Genomic DNA, 17,496 nt, shown 5'->3' on the forward strand with positions numbered 1-17,496 from the left:
CTAAGACTATATCCTTGAGATTTAATTATATTAATGTAAATCATAGAGATATTTTTGATTTTTAGTACTAAGTTTGATACAATGATAGTTATGAATTACAACGTACGAAGCAGACTTCGTTGGAGGAAATAATGGAATTAAGACGGAAAATGACTAAGACTCTAAAACCAGCACAAATACTAGTATTGAGTTTTGGTGGTATGATACTGTTAGGCGCATTTTTATTAATGTTACCAATCAGTTCGCAGACAAATCAAGTAACTTCATTTATTGATGCTCTATTTACTGCTACTTCAGCAGTATGTGTAACCGGTTTGGTCGTTGTAGACACGGGCACATATTGGTCTGTATTTGGGAAGACAATCATTTTGTTGCTCATCCAAATAGGGGGACTCGGGTTTATGACGATGACGACCTCTATTGCAATTATTTTAGGAAAACGAATTGGACTTAGAAATAGGATGATTATGCAAGAAGCATTAAATCAGTTTTCTATTTCGGGTGTTATTAGATTAACGAAGTACGTCATCATGGCGACTTTTTCAGTTGAGTTAATTGGCGCGTTTTTACTTTCGACGCGATTTGTTCCGCTTTATGGACTTAAGAATGGTTTCTACTACTCTGTTTTCCATTCGGTATCAGCATTTTGTAATGCAGGATTTGATATTATTGGTGGTTATAGAAGCTTAACCCCATTTGCAAGAGATCCAATCGTCAATATCGTTATTATGGCTTTAATTGTACTTGGTGGTTTAGGTTTTGCTGTAATTGCAGATTTATCTACCTTTAAAACGTATAGAAAATTGTCATTACACACTAAATTGGTTTTACTGATGACAGTATCATTAATCCTCTTTGGCTTTGTTATGATATTTACTCTAGAATTTAATAATCCAAATTCAATCGGTGAGTACACTTTAAGTGAAAAAATTGTCGCTTCAATGTTCCATGCGATTACGCCGAGAACAGCGGGCTTTAATACATTAGATCTATCTCAAATGACGGTGCCAGCGCGATTTATTACTATGATATTAATGTTTATTGGTGGTTCGCCTGGTTCTACAGCTGGTGGTATTAAAACGACGACTTTTGGTATGTTAATATTGTATGTTATTTCCGTTTTCAGAGGTAATGAGGACATTAATTTTTCTAATAGAAGAATATCGAAGGAAGCAGTTAACAAAGCACTTGCGATTGTATTTATTGCGACTTTTTTAGTGGTTATTATGACCTTCCTGATGACGGTGTTTGAAGGTGGCGATCATCCGCTAGAAGCGATAATATTTGAAACCATCAGTGCGTTCGGTACGGTCGGCTTATCGCTTGGCATAACGCCAACGCTGGGGATTATGGGTAAGATTATTTTGACCTTTATGATGTTCCTAGGTCGTTTGGGGCCTTTGACGATCGTTATCGCCATCAGTAAAAAAGCATCACAAAGTAAAAAAGACTTATTAAGATATCCAGAAGGTAAGATCATCGTTGGATAATTCATTAGATAAGATAGATAATATGGAGGTATTTTGTGAAACAGTTCGTGGTAATAGGATGTGGTAGATTTGGACAAAGCGTTGCAATCAAATTAGCTGAACTAGGTAGCGAAGTCATGGTTGTAGATGATAAAGAAGAAGTCATCCAAAATATAGCGGATAAAGTAACTTATGCGGTTCAAGCAGATGCAACAGATGAGAGTGCGATCAAAGCACTTGGGATAAGAAATTTCGATGTTGCAATCGTCACAATTGGTTCTGATATACAATCTTCAATACTTGTAACGTTATTGGTTAAAGAGTTGGGTGTAAAGCACATCGTTGCCAAAGCGCAAAATCCTGCACATGCTAAAGTTCTATATAAAATTGGTGCAAATCGCGTTGTATTTCCTGAGAAAGAAATGGGTGTAAAAATTGCTAAAAGCTTGGTTTCAAGCAACGTTTTAGATCTTATCGATTTAGCACCTGAATATAGTATTTTAGAAATCAAAATGAATGATGAATGGGTAGGCAAAACCCTAGTTGAAATCAATATGCGTAGACGATATCAAATATCGGTTATAGCGATTAGACGCGATGATCATGTGGATATCAATGTAGAGCCAGATCGTGTGTTACTTAAAGACGATATCCTGATCGTAATTGGTAACAACAGTGATCTCAGAAAAATAGAAAAGAATTAATATGAGCAAGCAACCTAATCTAATACAATCCAATCAAAATAAAACCTTTAAGAAATTTAAAGCGTTGACTTTGAAAAAGTATAGAGAAGCTGAAAATGCATATTTACTTGAAGGTGAAAGGTATGTGCGTACTGCACTTGGGATCAATCATCCTTTTATAGGTATAATTGTTGAACAAAAGTACTGGTCGCTATTGACAGAAGAGATTCAGAATTACTTTTTAAGTAAAACAGAAATTTATATTATGCCAATTGACCTTTTAGTAGAGATCGTACAAACTGAACAATCTCAAGGCATTGTAGGTGTCGTTGAAAAAAGAAACCACATAACACTTGAAGAACTAGATAAGTTTGATGGACTTGAAAATGTTGAAACTGATCAATTTATTTGGCTTGACAGAATTCAGGATCCAGGTAACTTAGGGACGATTATAAGGACTGCAGATGCTTCTGGATTTAAGAATATTGTTTTAGGCAAAGGGACCGTAGATCCTTACAATCCGAAGGTCGTAAGAAGTACTGCGGGATCGCTATTAAATGTGAATTTTATAGAGGTTTCAGATGAGGATGCTTTGGTTAAATGGCTAAAATCCAAATCGATTAACCTGATTGTTACAGCACTTGAGAATTCAAACAATTATATGGATGATGCAAATTATAGCGAGTTAAATTGTCTAGTAATTGGTAATGAAGCGAATGGTGTAAGTGATTACCTGCTGTCTCAAGCAGATGCTAGGGTGATCATACCAATCTATGGTGGGGCAGAGTCGCTTAATGCATCTGTAGCTGCTGGCATCATGATGTATAGAATTGATATGTTCTTAAAAAAGTAGTACTTGAATGAAGTGGTTTTATGGATTCATCTTGTATACAATAAAAAATTATGTTATGATAGCGATATTGAAAATTTAAAGTCTATGAAAGAGAGAGTAGGCAGTATTGGTATGAAGAGAGGGAAAGGTTGGTGAAATTTCCTTACTGATAGTGTTGAAGTTCACTCTGGAGATTCATCTTTGAACAAAAGTAGGAGATGACGTTCACCGCGTTAAGGTTTCAAGTGATTCGCAATAGCGATTAATTTGGGTGGTACCGCGGAGATAGCTTCGTCCCATTATGGGATGGAGCTTTTTTATTTATCAGCCATAAGCTCACTTGTATTTAAAGCAAAGAAAAATCTGAGTTCTCGGATTTTATGTATATGAAATAGTAGGAGGTATGAGATGAAAGAAAAATTACAAGTTCTGCTTCAAGACGCAAAAACTGAAATAAGCGCTGCAAAGGCACTTAAAGATCTTGAAGATATTAGAATTAAGTTTCTTGGAAAAAAAGGCGAAGTGACTTCAGTTTTAAAGAACATGAAGGATTTAAGTGCTGAAGAAAGACCTTTAATTGGTAAGATTGCAAACGAGATTCGTGAAGAAATTGAGAATCTACTTGATGCTGTGAAAGAAGATAAGAAAAAATTAGAAATTGAAGATCGTCTTGAAAAAGAGTCGATTGATGTTACTATGCCTTCTAAACAGACGTCTAGAGGTCATAAACATCCAATTAATGTGGCACTCGATGAAATCATTGAGATCTTCTTAGGGATGGGCTTTAAAATTGCAGAAGGACCTGAAGTTGAAACGGTATATCACAACTTCGATGCATTAAATGCACCTGTAGATCATCCGTCGAGAAGTCTATCAGATACCTTTTATATTACCGAGGATTTAATCTTAAGAACGCAAACCTCTCCAATTCAAGTTAGAACGATGATGAATCAAAAACCACCTATTAAAATCATAGCACCTGGCAGATGCTTTAGAAATGATGAAATCGATGCGACACATTCACCAATGTTCCATCAAATTGAAGGCTTAGTAATTGATAAAGACATTACAATGGCTGATTTAAAAGGAACACTGGATATGTTTGCAAAAAGATTATTTGGCTCGCAAACAAAAACAAAATTTAGACCACATTATTTCCCATTTACTGAGCCAAGTGGTGAAGTTGACGTCTCTTGCTTTAAATGTGGTGGCGAAGGATGTAGATTCTGTAAGGGCAGTGGTTGGATAGAAATCCTAGGATGCGGCATGGTACATCCGAATGTCCTTAGAGAATGCGGTATTGATCCAGAAGTTTATAATGGCTTTGCTTTCGGTATGGGTCTCGATAGAATTACGATGTTGAAATATGAGATTGATGATATTCGCGTCTTATTCGAAAATGATGTTCGTTTCATAAAACAGTTCTAGAGAAAATAGGAGGGAATATGAGAGCGCCATTACAATGGATAAAAGATTACGTCAAAATTGACGACTTAAATGATAAAGAGCTAATAGATAAGCTTGTTTTAACAGGGTCAAACAACGAAGGTAGTGAAAATTTAAGCAAAGAGCTTGAAAATATTGTCGTTGGTAAAATCGTTAAGATTACCGATCACCCAAATGCTGAAAAGCTTTGTATTTGTCAAGTGGATATAGGTAGCGAGGTTTTGCAAATCGTTACAGGTGCTACAAATGTATTTGAAGGCGCTTATATTCCTGTGGCGGTTCACGGTGCGGTTATCGCAGGTAATATTAAAATTAAAAAAGGTAAGCTTAGAGGCGAAGTTTCGAACGGTATGTTGTGTTCTTTAGAAGAAATGGGATTTGAAACTTCAAATATACCTAAAGAATTTGATGATGGAATTCTAATTTTAGATAAAGAATACCCACTGGGTGAAAACATTTTGACCGCTTTAGAGCTGGATCAAACGATAGTTGAGTTCGAAATTACGCCTAATCGCCCAGATTGCTTAAGCATGATTGGTATGGCACGAGAAATCGCTGCAAGCTTTGATAGAGAAGTAAAAATGCCTGAGGTTTATTCAGCTATGTTGACATCAGAAATTGATAGTCTTGCATCTGTAGAAATCAAAGACGCTGATTTATGTGGTAGATATGTGGCTAAAGCGGTTAAGGATATTAAAATAGAACAGTCACCGATGTGGTTACAGCTTAGACTGATGCAAGCTGGCATGAGACCGATCAACAATATCGTCGATATCACGAATTACGTTATGCTTGAGTATGGACAACCGATACATGCATTCGACATGGATACGCTTAAGGATGGCAAGGTAATCGTTAGAAGAGCGGTTGACGGTGAAGTGTTTGAAACACTGGATGGTAAAGAAAGAGCATTAAATAATGAAATGCTCGTGATTGCAGACGCTGAAAGAACGATTGGTATTGCAGGTGTAATGGGTGGTGCCAATACAGAGATTTCATCCAACACCAAAAACGTTTTAATTGAAGTAGCAAGCTTTGACAAGTCAAGTATTAGAAAAACGTCAAAAACTCTTGGATTAAGAACTGAAGCTTCATCTAGATTCGAAAAAGGCGTGAGTCAAGAACTACCACTTGAGGTAGTGAATCGCGTTTGCTATTTGATTGAAGCGTTGGGTGCAGGTAAAGTAATCGGTGGTACAATTGACGTCTATCCAGGGAAAAAACAGCCAGTAGAGATTCCATTTACAGTTGAAGGGATTAACAGAGTCATCGGTACAGCTTTAAATGAAGCGCAAATGATTGAACTTTTGAACCGTTTAGGTATCACCACAGTAAAAGGTGAAAAATTAATTGCTCAAATTCCACATTATAGATTGGATCTTGATAAGCAAATTGATTTAGTTGAAGAGGTTGCAAGGTTATATGGGTACGAAAAAATTGCGATGACGCTACCAAAAGTCGATGCTTGGGGAGCTAAAACAAACGCTCAAATGATTAAAGATAAAGTCAAATTTGAACTACTATCGAACGGTGTAGACGAAATTCTTTCATACTCATTTGTTTCAAGAAAAGATCTTGATAAAATCGGCCTTCCAGAAAACAGCTTGCTTAGAGAACAAGTTGCACTGATCAATCCACTAGGAGAAGAGTTCAGTGTTATGAGAACAACACTCGTGCCAAATGTTTTAGAGGTATTAGCTAGAAATTACAACCGAAAAAACAAAGACGTTAGAATTTTTGAAATTGGAAGCATCTTCCTGCCGAAAGAAGTACCGGTGGTTCAATTGCCAATTGAAAAAGAAATGCTGACAATTGGAATCATGGGCGAAAAAGAGGATTTCTTTTCATTAAAAGGAATCGTAGAAAATGTAATAAGTGGCCTTGGCATTAATGGCTACTATTTCGAAAAAGAGACCAACCATGGCATGTATCATAAAGGAAGATGTGCAAATTTAATTTGGAATGGACATATTCTAGGCGTACTTGGAGAAGTTCATCCAAATGTAATTGAAAATTTCGGTTTAACTGAACGTGTTTATGTTGCTGACTTGGATTATAACATCTTAATGCAACTTGCTAGAGAAGATAAAAAGTATACACCTGTACCAAAATATCCTGCGATCGAAAGAGATATTGCAGTTTTAGTAAGTGATTCTGTTACTTCAATGGCAATAGAAGAAACGGTGAAGGAAGTTGCAGGAAAGCTACTTGAGTCAGTGAAGATGTTTGATATGTATAAAGGTAAGCAAATTGCCGAAGGATTTAAATCTGTAGCATATGAACTCGTCTTTAGAGCAGAAGATAGAACGCTTGTAGATGATGAAGTGAATACAATCTTCAAAAAAGTACTTTCGGCACTTGAGGAAAGATTGGGTGCTCAATTAAGATAATCAGTTAAAGGTGTTGCTAAAGATCGGGTATAAAACCTGATTTGAAGCAACATCTTTTTTTATATTTTCACATGATAAAAAAGTAGTAATCTATTACATTTTAAGATATGATATTGGAATGAAATATTAGTCGTTCTTATTTGTAAAGGGAGATGAAGCATGAAACTAGATGAGACAACAAGCCCTGTTAAACTTGCAATACCTATATTTATTGAATTATTACTCTTCATGTTCATGGGGAATGTAGATACAATTATGTTGAGTCGTTACTCAGATTTAGCAGTTGCTGCCGTAGGTAACGCCAATCAGCTAACCAATACACTTCTTATTCTATTTAATATCACCTCATCAGCGACAGGTATTATGGTAACGCAATACATTGGCGCATCAAAGAGAGAAAATTTGAATAAGATTTATACGATGGGTTATGGTATGAACTTAATCCTTGCAGTATGCTTGGGTGCGCTTTTTATGTTATTCCAGCCACAGTTTTTCAGCTTGGTTCACATGCCAGCTGAACTTTTTGTGGATGCAAAATCTTATTTGTCGATTATCATGACGTTTTTGTTTATTCCAGCGTTTTTTAGTTTGTCTTCAATTATTCTTAAAAGTCATGGCATTACAAAACTTTCGATGTATTTGGCAATTATGATGAACGTCATCAATATAATTGGTAATTATACTTTCTTGTTTGGTCCATTTGGACTACCTGTTCTTGGTGTCAAAGGGGTTGCTATCTCTACCGTTGTCAGTAGAGGCCTTGCAGTCTTCATCATGATTTGGGTTTTGATAAAAAAAGTAGACGTGAAGGTGAGTTTGTCATTTCTACAACCGTTTCCAAAACAGATTTTCAAACAGTTTTTAAAGTTAGGGATACCGTCAGCTGGTGAGCCCATCTCATATCAATTTTCTCAAGTGGTCATCTTTTCGATGATCAATACCATGGGTACGGAGACAGTTACAACAAAAATCTATGTACAAATCATCGTCTGGTTTACTTTCCTCGCATCATCTGCACTAGCACAAGCCAATCAAATCATAGTTGGACAGCTTGTTGGTGCAAAACGTGAGGATGAAGCAAAACATTTGACTTTTAGTTCGTTTAAAAAAGCATTAATGATTACATTATCGGTTTCTTTATTATTTATTTTGCTCAGAAATCAACTCTTAGGCATCTTTAGTGACAACCAAAGCATTATTCAATTAGGCGCACTTATATTGACGGTTGATATCTTTGTTGAACTTGGACGCGTGTCAAACCTCGTAATTATATCCGCACTAAAAGCGGCTGGGGATGTTAATTTCCCAGTGATCGTCGGAATATTTTCCATGTGGTTGGTTTCAACGTTACTGGCTTATATTTTAGGAATTGTCCTTGGACTAGGACTTTTAGGAATTTGGATTGCAATGGCAGCAGATGAGGTTTTAAGAGGCATTATCATGATCTTTAGACTCAAAAGTGATAAATGGAAAGGAAAACGAATCGTTTCAGAATAAAGTTTATCAAAGGCTTGAGATTGAGTAAAAAAATGGTATAATTAATAGTTGAGTGTATAAGTTCGGATTATTGAAAGGTGGCAAAAAAAGTGATACAAGTAACTAATGTTAGTTTGCGTTTTAGCGATCGTAAACTGTTTGATGAGGTAAATTTAAAATTTACACCAGGCAATTGCTATGGTGTTATCGGTGCAAACGGCGCTGGTAAATCGACATTCTTAAAAATTCTAGCAGGTGATATTGAGCCGACTTCAGGTGAAGTTTTTATTACACCAGGGGAACGTTTGGCTGTATTAAAACAGGACCACTTTGAATTTGACGAATTTTCAGCAATGGATACTGTCATCATGGGTCATAAAAGACTCTATGAGATAATGAAAGAAAAAGACGCACTTTATATGAAGGAAGATTTTACAGAAGCAGATGGTATGAGAGCGGCTGAGCTTGAAGGCGAGTTTGCAGAACTCGACGGATGGGATGCGGAATCAAACGCAGAAAAACTATTAAATGGTTTAGGCGTTAATCCAAGTAGCTTTAGTAAAATGATGGCAGATGTGCCTTCTGATGATAAAGTGAAAATCTTGTTGGCACAATCGTTGTTTGGCAATCCGCATATTCTATTGCTAGATGAGCCTACCAACCACTTGGATTTCAAAGCAATTAAATGGTTAGAAGAGTTCTTAATCAACTATCCAAATACAGTAATTGTCGTTTCCCATGACCGTCATTTCCTTAATAATGTATGTACGCATATGTTAGATATCGATTTTGGAAAAGCAAAGATGTTTGTTGGTAACTACGATTTCTGGTATGAATCAAGTCAATTAATGGCGAGACTATTAAAAGAACAAAACAAGAAAAAAGAAGAGAAAATTAAAGAGTTACAAGACTTTATCGCACGTTTTAGTTCAAACGCTTCTAAAGCGAAGCAAGCGACTTCAAGAAAGAAAATGCTTGATAAAATCAATATTGAAGACATTCAACCTTCTTCAAGAAGATATCCATTTGTAGGGTTTACACCTGAAAGAGAAGCAGGTAAAGATATTTTATTGGTAGAAGGCATTTCTAAAACAGTAGATGGCGAGAAAATTTTAGATAATGTTTCATTTACAGTAAATAAAGGCGATAAAATCGTATTCATGAGTAGAAACGATGCAGCTAGAACGATGCTGTTTAAAATCCTTATGGGAGAAGAAACTGCTGATGAAGGAAGCTTTAAATGGGGCGTAACAACTTCACAAGCATACTTCCCTAAAGACAATACAGAGTTCTTTGAAGATGTGGACATGAACCTCATCGATTGGTTAAGACAATTCTCAGAAGAGAAAACAGAGACCTTTATTCGTGGTTTCCTTGGTAAAATGTTATTTTCTGGTGATGAACCACTTAAAAATGCAAGTGTTTTATCAGGCGGAGAAAAAGTAAGATGCATGTTCTCTAAATTAATGCTTTCTAAAGCGAATGTTATTATTTTAGATGAACCAACCAACCACTTGGATCTTGAATCTATTGAAGCGGTTAATAATGGATTGATCGCATTCAAAGGCACGATGCTATTTACGTCTCATGACCACAAGTTCATAGAAACTATAGCAAATAGAGTAATTGAAATCACGCCTAATGGTTTATTTGATAAGATGATTGATTTTGATGAGTTCTTGGATTCGGATGAAATTCAACAACAAATTGAAGAAATGTATAAAAAGTAGTAGGTTTTCAGAAAATAAAGTCAAATGTAAACTTTTTTTAAATAGTTACTTCTAATTTTCTTGCAAAAGAACTTATTATTGTGTATGATTAAAAAGTAACTTAGATTCACCTGCATCAAATCAATTAATAAGTTGGAACAACCTCTGGTCTTCCAAAGTTTTATTAATGGCGTTCGGGTTTAGGTTTTCTAGGAATAAAAATTTTGGAGGAACAAAATGAACGGTACAGTTAAATGGTTCAACTCAGAAAAAGGATTCGGTTTTATTACTGGTGAAGATGGTAAAGATGTATTCGTACACTTTTCACAAATCAACAAAGATGGCTTCAAATCTTTAGAAGAAGGCGAAGCAGTTACTTTTACAATCGCTCAAGGTCCTAAAGGTCCTCAAGCTGAAAACGTAACACCACTTAGATAGTTGAGCGAGCCCCGATAAAATCGGGGCTTTTTTACATAATAAACAAAGTTATAGGATTACTGAGGTCATAGGTTGTTTAGCTGATTTTAGGGTAATAATAAAACGACGTTTACAATGAAATTAAACATGATATAATGGTTATCAGACTATTTGTAAGGAGTAATTTATGCTAGAGATCGGCAAAGTACAGACTGCCTATGTGAACAGAATTTCTGAGCATGGCGTTTATTTAACAGAACAGAAGGATGGCGAAGTAGAAGTTTTACTTCAAAAGGGTTTTTATAAAGTAGAACCAGAAATAGATGCCTCAATAGACGTATTTATATATAAAGACAGTGAACAAAAATTAATTGCAACAACTAAAAAACCATTACTACAACTGGGTGAAATCGGCATGCTATCTGTTGTAGGTTCAATTCCTAACGCTTATTTTCTCGATCTTGGTATTGAGAAGGATTTATTTTTGCCTAATAATGAAGCTAAAGGAAAACTACAAAAGGGCAGAAAAGTCTTGGTTAAATTGATCAAGGATTCAAATGAACAGCTTTTAGCAACTATGAAAATATACAACCATTTAACAGAAGGGACCCATATTAAGACTGGAGAACATGTTAAAGGTGTTGTCTATGAAATCAAAGATGAGATGGGTGCTTTTGTTGCAATCGATGGTAAATATCACGGATTCATACCAAAACATGAGCTCTACAAGGAAATCAAGGTTGGAGCAGAAATAGAGGCGAGGGTTACGCGCGTTCGAGAAGATGGAAAAATTAACCTTAGTATCAAGGAAAAATCTGCGGTACAAGTACATCAGGATGTTGACATTTTAATGAAAGCATTAACTGAAAACGATGGCCAGCTTTACTTAAATGATGAGAGTGAGCCGGAGGTAATTAAGAAGCGTTTGAACATGAGCAAAAAGGCTTTTAAAAGAGCTGTAGGCCGTTTACTAAAAGAAGGCAAACTTCAGATATTTGAAGATGGCATTCGATTGATCAAACAGGATAAGGAATAAGGTGGTAGTTTGAAAGTTGTTTTAATGCTCTGTAATGGTGGTTTATCAGGCCAACATTTTTTAAATGCACTCGCACGCTCAGCTTCAGAAGATGGGTATAGGGTTGGTGTTGATTTTGGTGGAATTTTGTATGACAAAAAGGCATTAAGTAAGTACGATGAAATGGATTATTTGTTTTTATTTGCACCTGCAACTGAAATGACGCGTGATGCAATCGAAACCAGTTATATGCCGATTCATACCGTTTTACTTGCCCCACAAGTGAGATACCTTTATCAAGCTATGAGTGAACTATTCGACGGCACTGAGATTAAATGTATAGCAATTGAACCGATTACGTTTGCTGAAATGGCGGTTAAAGAACTGTTTACTTTAATAAAATAGCAATTTTCTACCATATTTTGTGTTAAAATACTTGATTCTTTAGTATAATAGACGTGTGGAAAAGTTCACAATCGAAATTCGAATCATGATAAATGGCGAAACTGTATTCAAGAGGTGAGAGAATGAGCAATAAAAACAAAGTGACTGTTAAAATAATGGATAGAGATTATACGCTAGTAAGTGATGATACAAGAGAACATATGCAGCGCGTTGCCAATTACGTCGATGACAAAATGAGAGATCTTTATGTTGGTAACAAAAAATTAAGTACCTCTATGGTTGGCGTTCTAACAGCTCTAAATGTTGCAGATGAGTTGTTTAAAGCGATTTCAGAACGAGATGAACTTGAGAAAAGATTGAATTCACCTCAGTATGAGCTTAAAACCACTAGAGATGAACTGGATGCGGTTGTCGCAGAGTATGAGCGACGAAGTAAAGCATATGAACAAATGATACAAGAATTTTCGAGATTGATCGATTCTTCAAATATTTATGAAACTGGCGTAGCGCAACTTAAAAAGAGAATGGACAAATTGGATATGGATTTACGCGCCAGAGAAGAAAATCTAAAAAAATCTAGAGAAGAGGTTTTAGAGATGGAGAAAGAGTTTTCGTCGAAAGAACCAGGTTCACAAATGATAGATTTTGATGATGAAACAACAAAGTAATCAAAGGCGCCTTAGGCGCCTTTTTTTTAAGCTAAAAATCAATATAGTCAACCGAATGTTTTAGTTATGTAATTTCGTATACCTTATATAGAAAGCAAAGTGAATTAAATGATAAATAAAAATATTGAACTCTTAGCACCTGCAGGATCAATGGAAGCGTTAGTAGCAGCAGTTAATGGCGGCGCAGATGCAGTATACTTAGGTGGCAAGGCTTTTGGTGCAAGAAGATCTGCTTTGAATTTTGATGACGAAGAGATGATTAAAGCAATAACCTACTGCCACGAAAGAAATGTGTCAGTATATGTAACCGTTAACACTTTGGTGAAGCAAGAAGAATTGAAATCAGTGATGGTTTTTATCGATTTTTTATATCGCAACCAAGTGGATGCTGTCATCTTGCAAGATATTGGTCTATTAAAAAGAATAAAAGAGGACTATCCAGATCTACAATGTCACGCGAGCACGCAAATGACCTTTCATAGTTTGAAAGGGGTTCAAATGGCTGAAAAGATGGGTTTTTCAAGAGTTGTTTTGTCGCGAGAATTATCATTTGAAGAAATAAAACAGATATCAGAAGCGACTCAACTAGAAATCGAGTTCTTTGTCCAAGGCGCACTCTGCATTTCTTATTCAGGTCAGTGTTTGATGAGTAGTCATATTGGCGGCAGAAGTGGTAATAGAGGTGCATGCGCGCAGCCCTGTAGAAAAAAATATCGATTGCTAAATCGTACCAATGGTAAAGTATCCGAAGTCGGTTATTTCATGAGTCCTAAGGACATGATGACTGCAAAGCAAATAGAATCCTTTAAAACACTTAGCCGAGTGTCGTTAAAGTTAGAAGGGCGAATGAAGGGTGCGGATTACGTTTACTCTGTGGTGTCATCCTATAGAGAAGCACTTGATGATCAATATGCTGACCGCATAGAAGACGGCTTAAAAAGAACCTTTAATTGTCAATTGAGTACTGGGTTTATGTTTGAGAACACCTATAAAGAGATGATGAACTATCAACTACCAAGTTCTTATGGTACTGAAGTAGCGAAATCAATTGGTTTTACTGAAGGTAAGGTTAAACTCAAACTAACAGATGTGCTCAATAAAGGTGATGAAATTCAGTATCGAATTGGGATGCAAAATTTTGGTACACGAGCAGATTTGATTTATTTAAATGGACAACGTGTCAATCGTGCGTCGATCGGAGACATAGTTGAAGTCCCTTTCAAGACAAAAGTACCATCTGATCAAGTTTTTTTCAAAACCTATGATAAAAATCACATAGATGAAATGACACAAAACAGTACCGTTGAACGTAAGCGTGAGTCAGTTCGTTTCCAGTTTGAAGCGTTTAAAGGCAATCCTGCAAATCTAACTGCTGTCTTTTTTGGAGCGAATCAAAAATGCTATCAGGTACAATCAGAAAAAAAAGTTGAAAAAGCTTTAAAAGTGCCCTTGTCACAGGATCGGGTTAAAGAACAACTGAGTAAACTCGGTGGCACACCATTTGAGCTTGAACGTATAGAGATCAAAATGGATGAAGATGTCACACTGCCTATAAGTGAAGTTAACTCAATGCGACGACAACTTCTGGAATTGTATTTAAAGGAAAAGTGTGTGCGCTATCCTGAACGACAAATCAGCAAACAAAAGGGCAGCGCAACTGCTTTAGAATCAGTAAGTTTATTTAGTGAGCAGAAGACATCCCTTGTGTCAGAAAGAGAACTTTCTGGGACAGAAGCGTTGATTTTAGTGTTTTCAAAATATGAGACACTAAAGCACGCATATGAGTTATTCGAAAAGTATGGATCCCAATCGGTGCATATACATTTCGTATTAGATAACATCGAGGATTATCACACTCACTTTGATGCACTGATTCAAAGTAAGGTGGCGATTAAGTTGCCAAGAATTATTCGTATTAAAGATGAAGAAAGAGTGGTCAGTCTTTTGAAACGTTTAGCGGATTTACAAGATTTTTCAGATCAGTCAAATGTGCCAGCGATACATCTATCTCATATTGGACAACTCAACTACTTAGAGGATAGGTTTTTAGATATTAGAGGCACACATCATTTAAATATGATTAATTCGGAGTGTGCAAAAGCACTTCATGGTTATGGCATGAATACTGTAACTTGGTCTTATGAAATGAGCCAATCTGAGTTAGAAAAAACTAAAGATGTGAATGCGTTTAGTGCGTTATGGGTTTACGGTAGAATACCATTGATGATCTCAGAGTATTGTCCAGTCGGTGGCGTGATGACTGGACATGATAATTGCAATTTATGTACTGTGGGAAGCTATGCCTTAATCGATGAGCATGAGACTGCTTATCCACTAAGAATGAATCGTATGGCTTGCCAAGCTGAGGTTTTATCTGAAGAAAAGCTGTATTTACTAGATCAAGTAAAAAATCTGAAGGCGATTGGCATCAAACGATTTGAACTGAGTTTTGATGAACCAGATGCTTACGATTTAGAGCTTTTAGAAAAGCTCGCACAAATACAATCAGTTGAAGAAATTGTAAAAATTAAAATCAATACAACACAAAAGACTTCTCGCGGCCGCTTTTTTAGTGGCATCGAGTAATCATTAAAGAAGATACACAGGAGGAGTTATGAACGAAAAGGCCTTACGGGTATTGGAATATAATAAAATTATTGAAATGTTATCTGAGAAAGCAACTTCTGCTGTTGGGAAAGAAATGTGCAGAGCGCTTAAACCGAGTTCAGAACTAATAGAAGTAAAAAGAGGTCAAGAAGAAACTAGCGAAGCCGTGAGTATGATGATACAAATCGGAACACCACCAATTGGTCCGATATACGAACTCAAAGATGCTTTAAAGTTAGCAGAAATTGGAGGTTGTTTGACACCGAAGGGATTACTTGAAATTGCTGATGCACTAAGAACGGCAAGATCTTTGAAAAAGTACATCGCAAGTAATGATTCAAATCGTGAGAAATACCCGATATTGTCAGAGCATGCTAGCCATTTAAGTCCTCAAGTTGAGCTTGAGAAACACATTGAGCTCTGCATTATCTCTGAAAACTTAGTGTCAGACAATGCATCTTCAGAACTAAGAAAAATCAGAAGAAGCATTGAATCAAAAAATGCAGCAATAAGAAGCAAGTTAGAGTCCATGATTACTTCACCAAACTATCAAAAATACCTTCAGGATTCTATCATTACCATTAGACAGGATCGATTTGTACTGCCAGTAAAAAGCGAGCATAAGAGTCAAGTAAAAGGATTGGTCCATGACCAGTCTTCAAAAGGCAGCACCTTTTATATTGAACCATTAGCTGTTGTAGAGCTTAACAACGAGCTAAGAGAACTGTTTATCAAAGAGCAGGATGAAATAGAACGTATCTTAAGACAACTAACTGCTGAAGTTGCTGTCGTTTCAAATCCAATCCGATTAAATTTAGAAACGCTTAGAATACTTGATTTTATCTTTGCCAAAGGTAAATTTTCTCTGGATATGAAGGCGGTAGAGCCTGAAATCAACGAGAATCAAACCTTTAGAATAAAGAACGGTAGACACCCACTTTTACCAAAGGATAAAGTGGTGCCAAGTAATATGTGGTTGGGTCAGACCTTTTCAACTTTGTTGATCACAGGCCCAAATACAGGTGGGAAAACCGTTACGCTTAAAACGGCAGGCTTATTGACGTTGATGGCGCAAGCAGGGTTACATGTTCCTGCTGACTATGGCACTGAACTTAGCATTTTTGATGAAGTTTTTGCTGATATCGGCGATGAACAAAGTATCGAGCAAAGTTTGAGTACGTTTTCTTCACACATGACCAATATTGTTAGTATTTTAAATGATGTAACAGATCGATCATTGGTATTGTTTGATGAGTTAGGTGCGGGAACAGATCCTACTGAGGGCGCTGCGCTGGCTATGGCTATTCTCGATTTATTAAAGAAAAGACAGATCAGAACGATGGCAACGACGCATTACTCTGAGCTAAAAGAGTTTGCTATTATGACCGAGGGCGTTGAGAACGCATGTGTTGAATTTGACGTTGAGACATTAAGTCCAACGTATAAGCTTTTGATTGGCATCCCGGGTAAATCAAATGCATTTGAAATTTCTCAAAAGCTTGGCCTTTCCAAACAAGTGATTGAAGAAGCTAAGGCTTATATTCACAAAGACGATATTCGCTTTGAGGACATACTTGCAAATATTGAAAAAAGCCAAAAGCAGATTGAAATTGAACGTGATGAAGCGATTCGCGCAAAACGTGAAATTGAACAATTAAAGTCTTCACTTAAAGATAAAGAGGATAAATGGCTACGTCAACGCGATGATATGGTTAGAAAAGCAAAAGAAGAAGCGAGAGAGCTTCTTAAAGATGCTAAGGATGAGGCGGATGAGATTGTAAAAGAGCTTAGAAATATCAAACAAAAATCAGACCAAAATAGAAATAAAGACATTGAAGAAATGCGCAGACGCTTAAATGAAGGCATCGATAAGCATTCTACTGCAGTAGTTGACTCTGAAGTGGTTAACGAATATGCACCTGAAAGCCTTTTGGTTGGAGATTCTGTACGTGTGCTGACCATTAATCAAGAGGGGACTGTAACAACGCTACCAAACGACCGTGGCGATGTGGTTGTACAAGTGGGATTAATGAAAATGACCGTTAATCTAAAACAGCTTTCTCTCATGAGTAAAAAGAAAACAGATGAGAAAACGTTTAGAAAAGTAAGAGAAATCACTGCTAGAAGTGCTACGATTAGCCCTGAAATAGATGTTAGGGGTCATAACATAGACGAAGCGATCGGTATTGTAGATAAATATCTAGATGACGCAGCTTTATCAAGTCTTAGCCAAGTTAGAATTATTCATGGAAAAGGAACGGGAGCACTTAGAAAAGGATTACAGGATCATTTTAGAGGACACCCACATGTGAAAAAATACGAAGAAGCAGCATACAATGAAGGTGGTAGTGGGGCAACGGTAATCACACTAAAATAGAG

The 17,496-nt window shown here is 36.4% G+C and carries 13 protein-coding genes and 1 other annotated feature; all 13 genes read left to right on the forward strand.

Translation table 11 applies throughout. The features are described from left to right. Positions 1-131: 131 nt before the first annotated feature. A complete protein-coding gene (locus AC4PID_RS13480) occupies positions 132-1,490 on the forward strand; it encodes a TrkH family potassium uptake protein (protein ID WP_492132530.1) in 1,359 nt (452 codons plus the stop codon). 35 nt (positions 1,491-1,525) lie between these two features. After that, a complete protein-coding gene (locus tag AC4PID_RS13485) occupies positions 1,526-2,173 on the forward strand; it encodes a potassium channel family protein (protein ID WP_492132531.1) in 648 nt (215 codons plus the stop codon). A 1-nt stretch (position 2,174) separates the two neighbouring features. Continuing rightward, positions 2,175-3,005, forward strand: a complete 831-nt coding sequence (locus tag AC4PID_RS13490; protein WP_492132532.1) for a TrmH family RNA methyltransferase — start codon at positions 2,175-2,177, stop codon at positions 3,003-3,005. A 75-nt stretch (positions 3,006-3,080) separates the two neighbouring features. Further along, positions 3,081-3,286, forward strand: a binding site (T-box leader). A 106-nt stretch (positions 3,287-3,392) separates the two neighbouring features. Continuing rightward, a complete protein-coding gene (gene pheS / locus AC4PID_RS13495; protein WP_492132533.1) occupies positions 3,393-4,412 on the forward strand; it encodes a phenylalanine--tRNA ligase subunit alpha in 1,020 nt (339 codons plus the stop codon). Between the two features lie 17 nt (positions 4,413-4,429). Then, the gene (gene pheT / locus AC4PID_RS13500; protein ID WP_492132534.1) at positions 4,430-6,820 is read left to right on the forward strand and encodes a phenylalanine--tRNA ligase subunit beta; all 2,391 of its coding nucleotides are present in this window, start codon (positions 4,430-4,432) and stop codon (positions 6,818-6,820) included. Positions 6,821-6,979: 159 nt separating this feature from the next. Continuing rightward, complete coding sequence (locus tag AC4PID_RS13505; protein WP_492132535.1) at positions 6,980-8,317, forward strand: MATE family efflux transporter; 1,338 nt, start codon at positions 6,980-6,982, stop codon at positions 8,315-8,317. 89 nt (positions 8,318-8,406) lie between these two features. Continuing rightward, on the forward strand, positions 8,407-10,026 hold the full coding sequence (locus AC4PID_RS13510; RefSeq protein WP_492132536.1) for an ABC-F family ATP-binding cassette domain-containing protein: 1,620 nt from the start codon (positions 8,407-8,409) through the stop codon (positions 10,024-10,026). A gap of 216 nt (positions 10,027-10,242) precedes the next feature. Next, positions 10,243-10,443: a cold shock domain-containing protein gene (locus AC4PID_RS13515; RefSeq protein ID WP_492132537.1), complete on the forward strand. Its 201-nt coding sequence runs from the start codon at positions 10,243-10,245 to the stop codon at positions 10,441-10,443. 166 nt (positions 10,444-10,609) lie between these two features. Next, the gene (locus tag AC4PID_RS13520) at positions 10,610-11,458 is read left to right on the forward strand and encodes a CvfB family protein (RefSeq protein ID WP_492132538.1); all 849 of its coding nucleotides are present in this window, start codon (positions 10,610-10,612) and stop codon (positions 11,456-11,458) included. A 9-nt stretch (positions 11,459-11,467) separates the two neighbouring features. Then, positions 11,468-11,842 (forward strand): PTS sugar transporter subunit IIB, encoded by a 375-nt coding sequence (locus tag AC4PID_RS13525; protein WP_492132539.1) that lies wholly within the window; start codon positions 11,468-11,470, stop codon positions 11,840-11,842. 122 nt (positions 11,843-11,964) lie between these two features. Beyond that, positions 11,965-12,510 carry a cell division protein ZapA gene (locus tag AC4PID_RS13530; protein WP_492132540.1) on the forward strand — a complete coding sequence of 182 codons (546 nt, stop codon included), beginning with the start codon at positions 11,965-11,967 and terminating at the stop codon, positions 12,508-12,510. 108 nt (positions 12,511-12,618) lie between these two features. After that, positions 12,619-15,096, forward strand: a complete 2,478-nt coding sequence (locus AC4PID_RS13535; RefSeq protein WP_492132541.1) for a U32 family peptidase — start codon at positions 12,619-12,621, stop codon at positions 15,094-15,096. Between the two features lie 28 nt (positions 15,097-15,124). Further along, positions 15,125-17,494, forward strand: a complete 2,370-nt coding sequence (locus AC4PID_RS13540) for an endonuclease MutS2 (RefSeq protein WP_492132542.1) — start codon at positions 15,125-15,127, stop codon at positions 17,492-17,494. Positions 17,495-17,496 lie beyond the last annotated feature (2 nt).

The organism is Fusibacter sp. QWL-12 (assembly GCF_058683495.1).

Excerpts from the sequence above, each read along its gene's own strand:
- AC4PID_RS13535 (WP_492132541.1), top strand. The coding sequence starts at position 12,619 with ATGATAAATAAAAATATTGAACTCTTAGCACCTGCAGGATCAATGGAA.
- AC4PID_RS13540 (WP_492132542.1), top strand. The coding sequence starts at position 15,125 with ATGAACGAAAAGGCCTTACGGGTATTGGAATATAATAAAATTATTGAA.
- pheT (WP_492132534.1), top strand. The coding sequence starts at position 4,430 with ATGAGAGCGCCATTACAATGGATAAAAGATTACGTCAAAATTGACGAC.
- AC4PID_RS13515 (WP_492132537.1), top strand. The coding sequence starts at position 10,243 with ATGAACGGTACAGTTAAATGGTTCAACTCAGAAAAAGGATTCGGTTTT.
- AC4PID_RS13505 (WP_492132535.1), top strand. The coding sequence starts at position 6,980 with ATGAAACTAGATGAGACAACAAGCCCTGTTAAACTTGCAATACCTATA.
- AC4PID_RS13480 (WP_492132530.1), top strand. The coding sequence starts at position 132 with ATGGAATTAAGACGGAAAATGACTAAGACTCTAAAACCAGCACAAATA.
- AC4PID_RS13520 (WP_492132538.1), top strand. The coding sequence starts at position 10,610 with ATGCTAGAGATCGGCAAAGTACAGACTGCCTATGTGAACAGAATTTCT.
- AC4PID_RS13530 (WP_492132540.1), top strand. The coding sequence starts at position 11,965 with ATGAGCAATAAAAACAAAGTGACTGTTAAAATAATGGATAGAGATTAT.
- pheS (WP_492132533.1), top strand. The coding sequence starts at position 3,393 with ATGAAAGAAAAATTACAAGTTCTGCTTCAAGACGCAAAAACTGAAATA.
- AC4PID_RS13490 (WP_492132532.1), top strand. The coding sequence starts at position 2,175 with ATGAGCAAGCAACCTAATCTAATACAATCCAATCAAAATAAAACCTTT.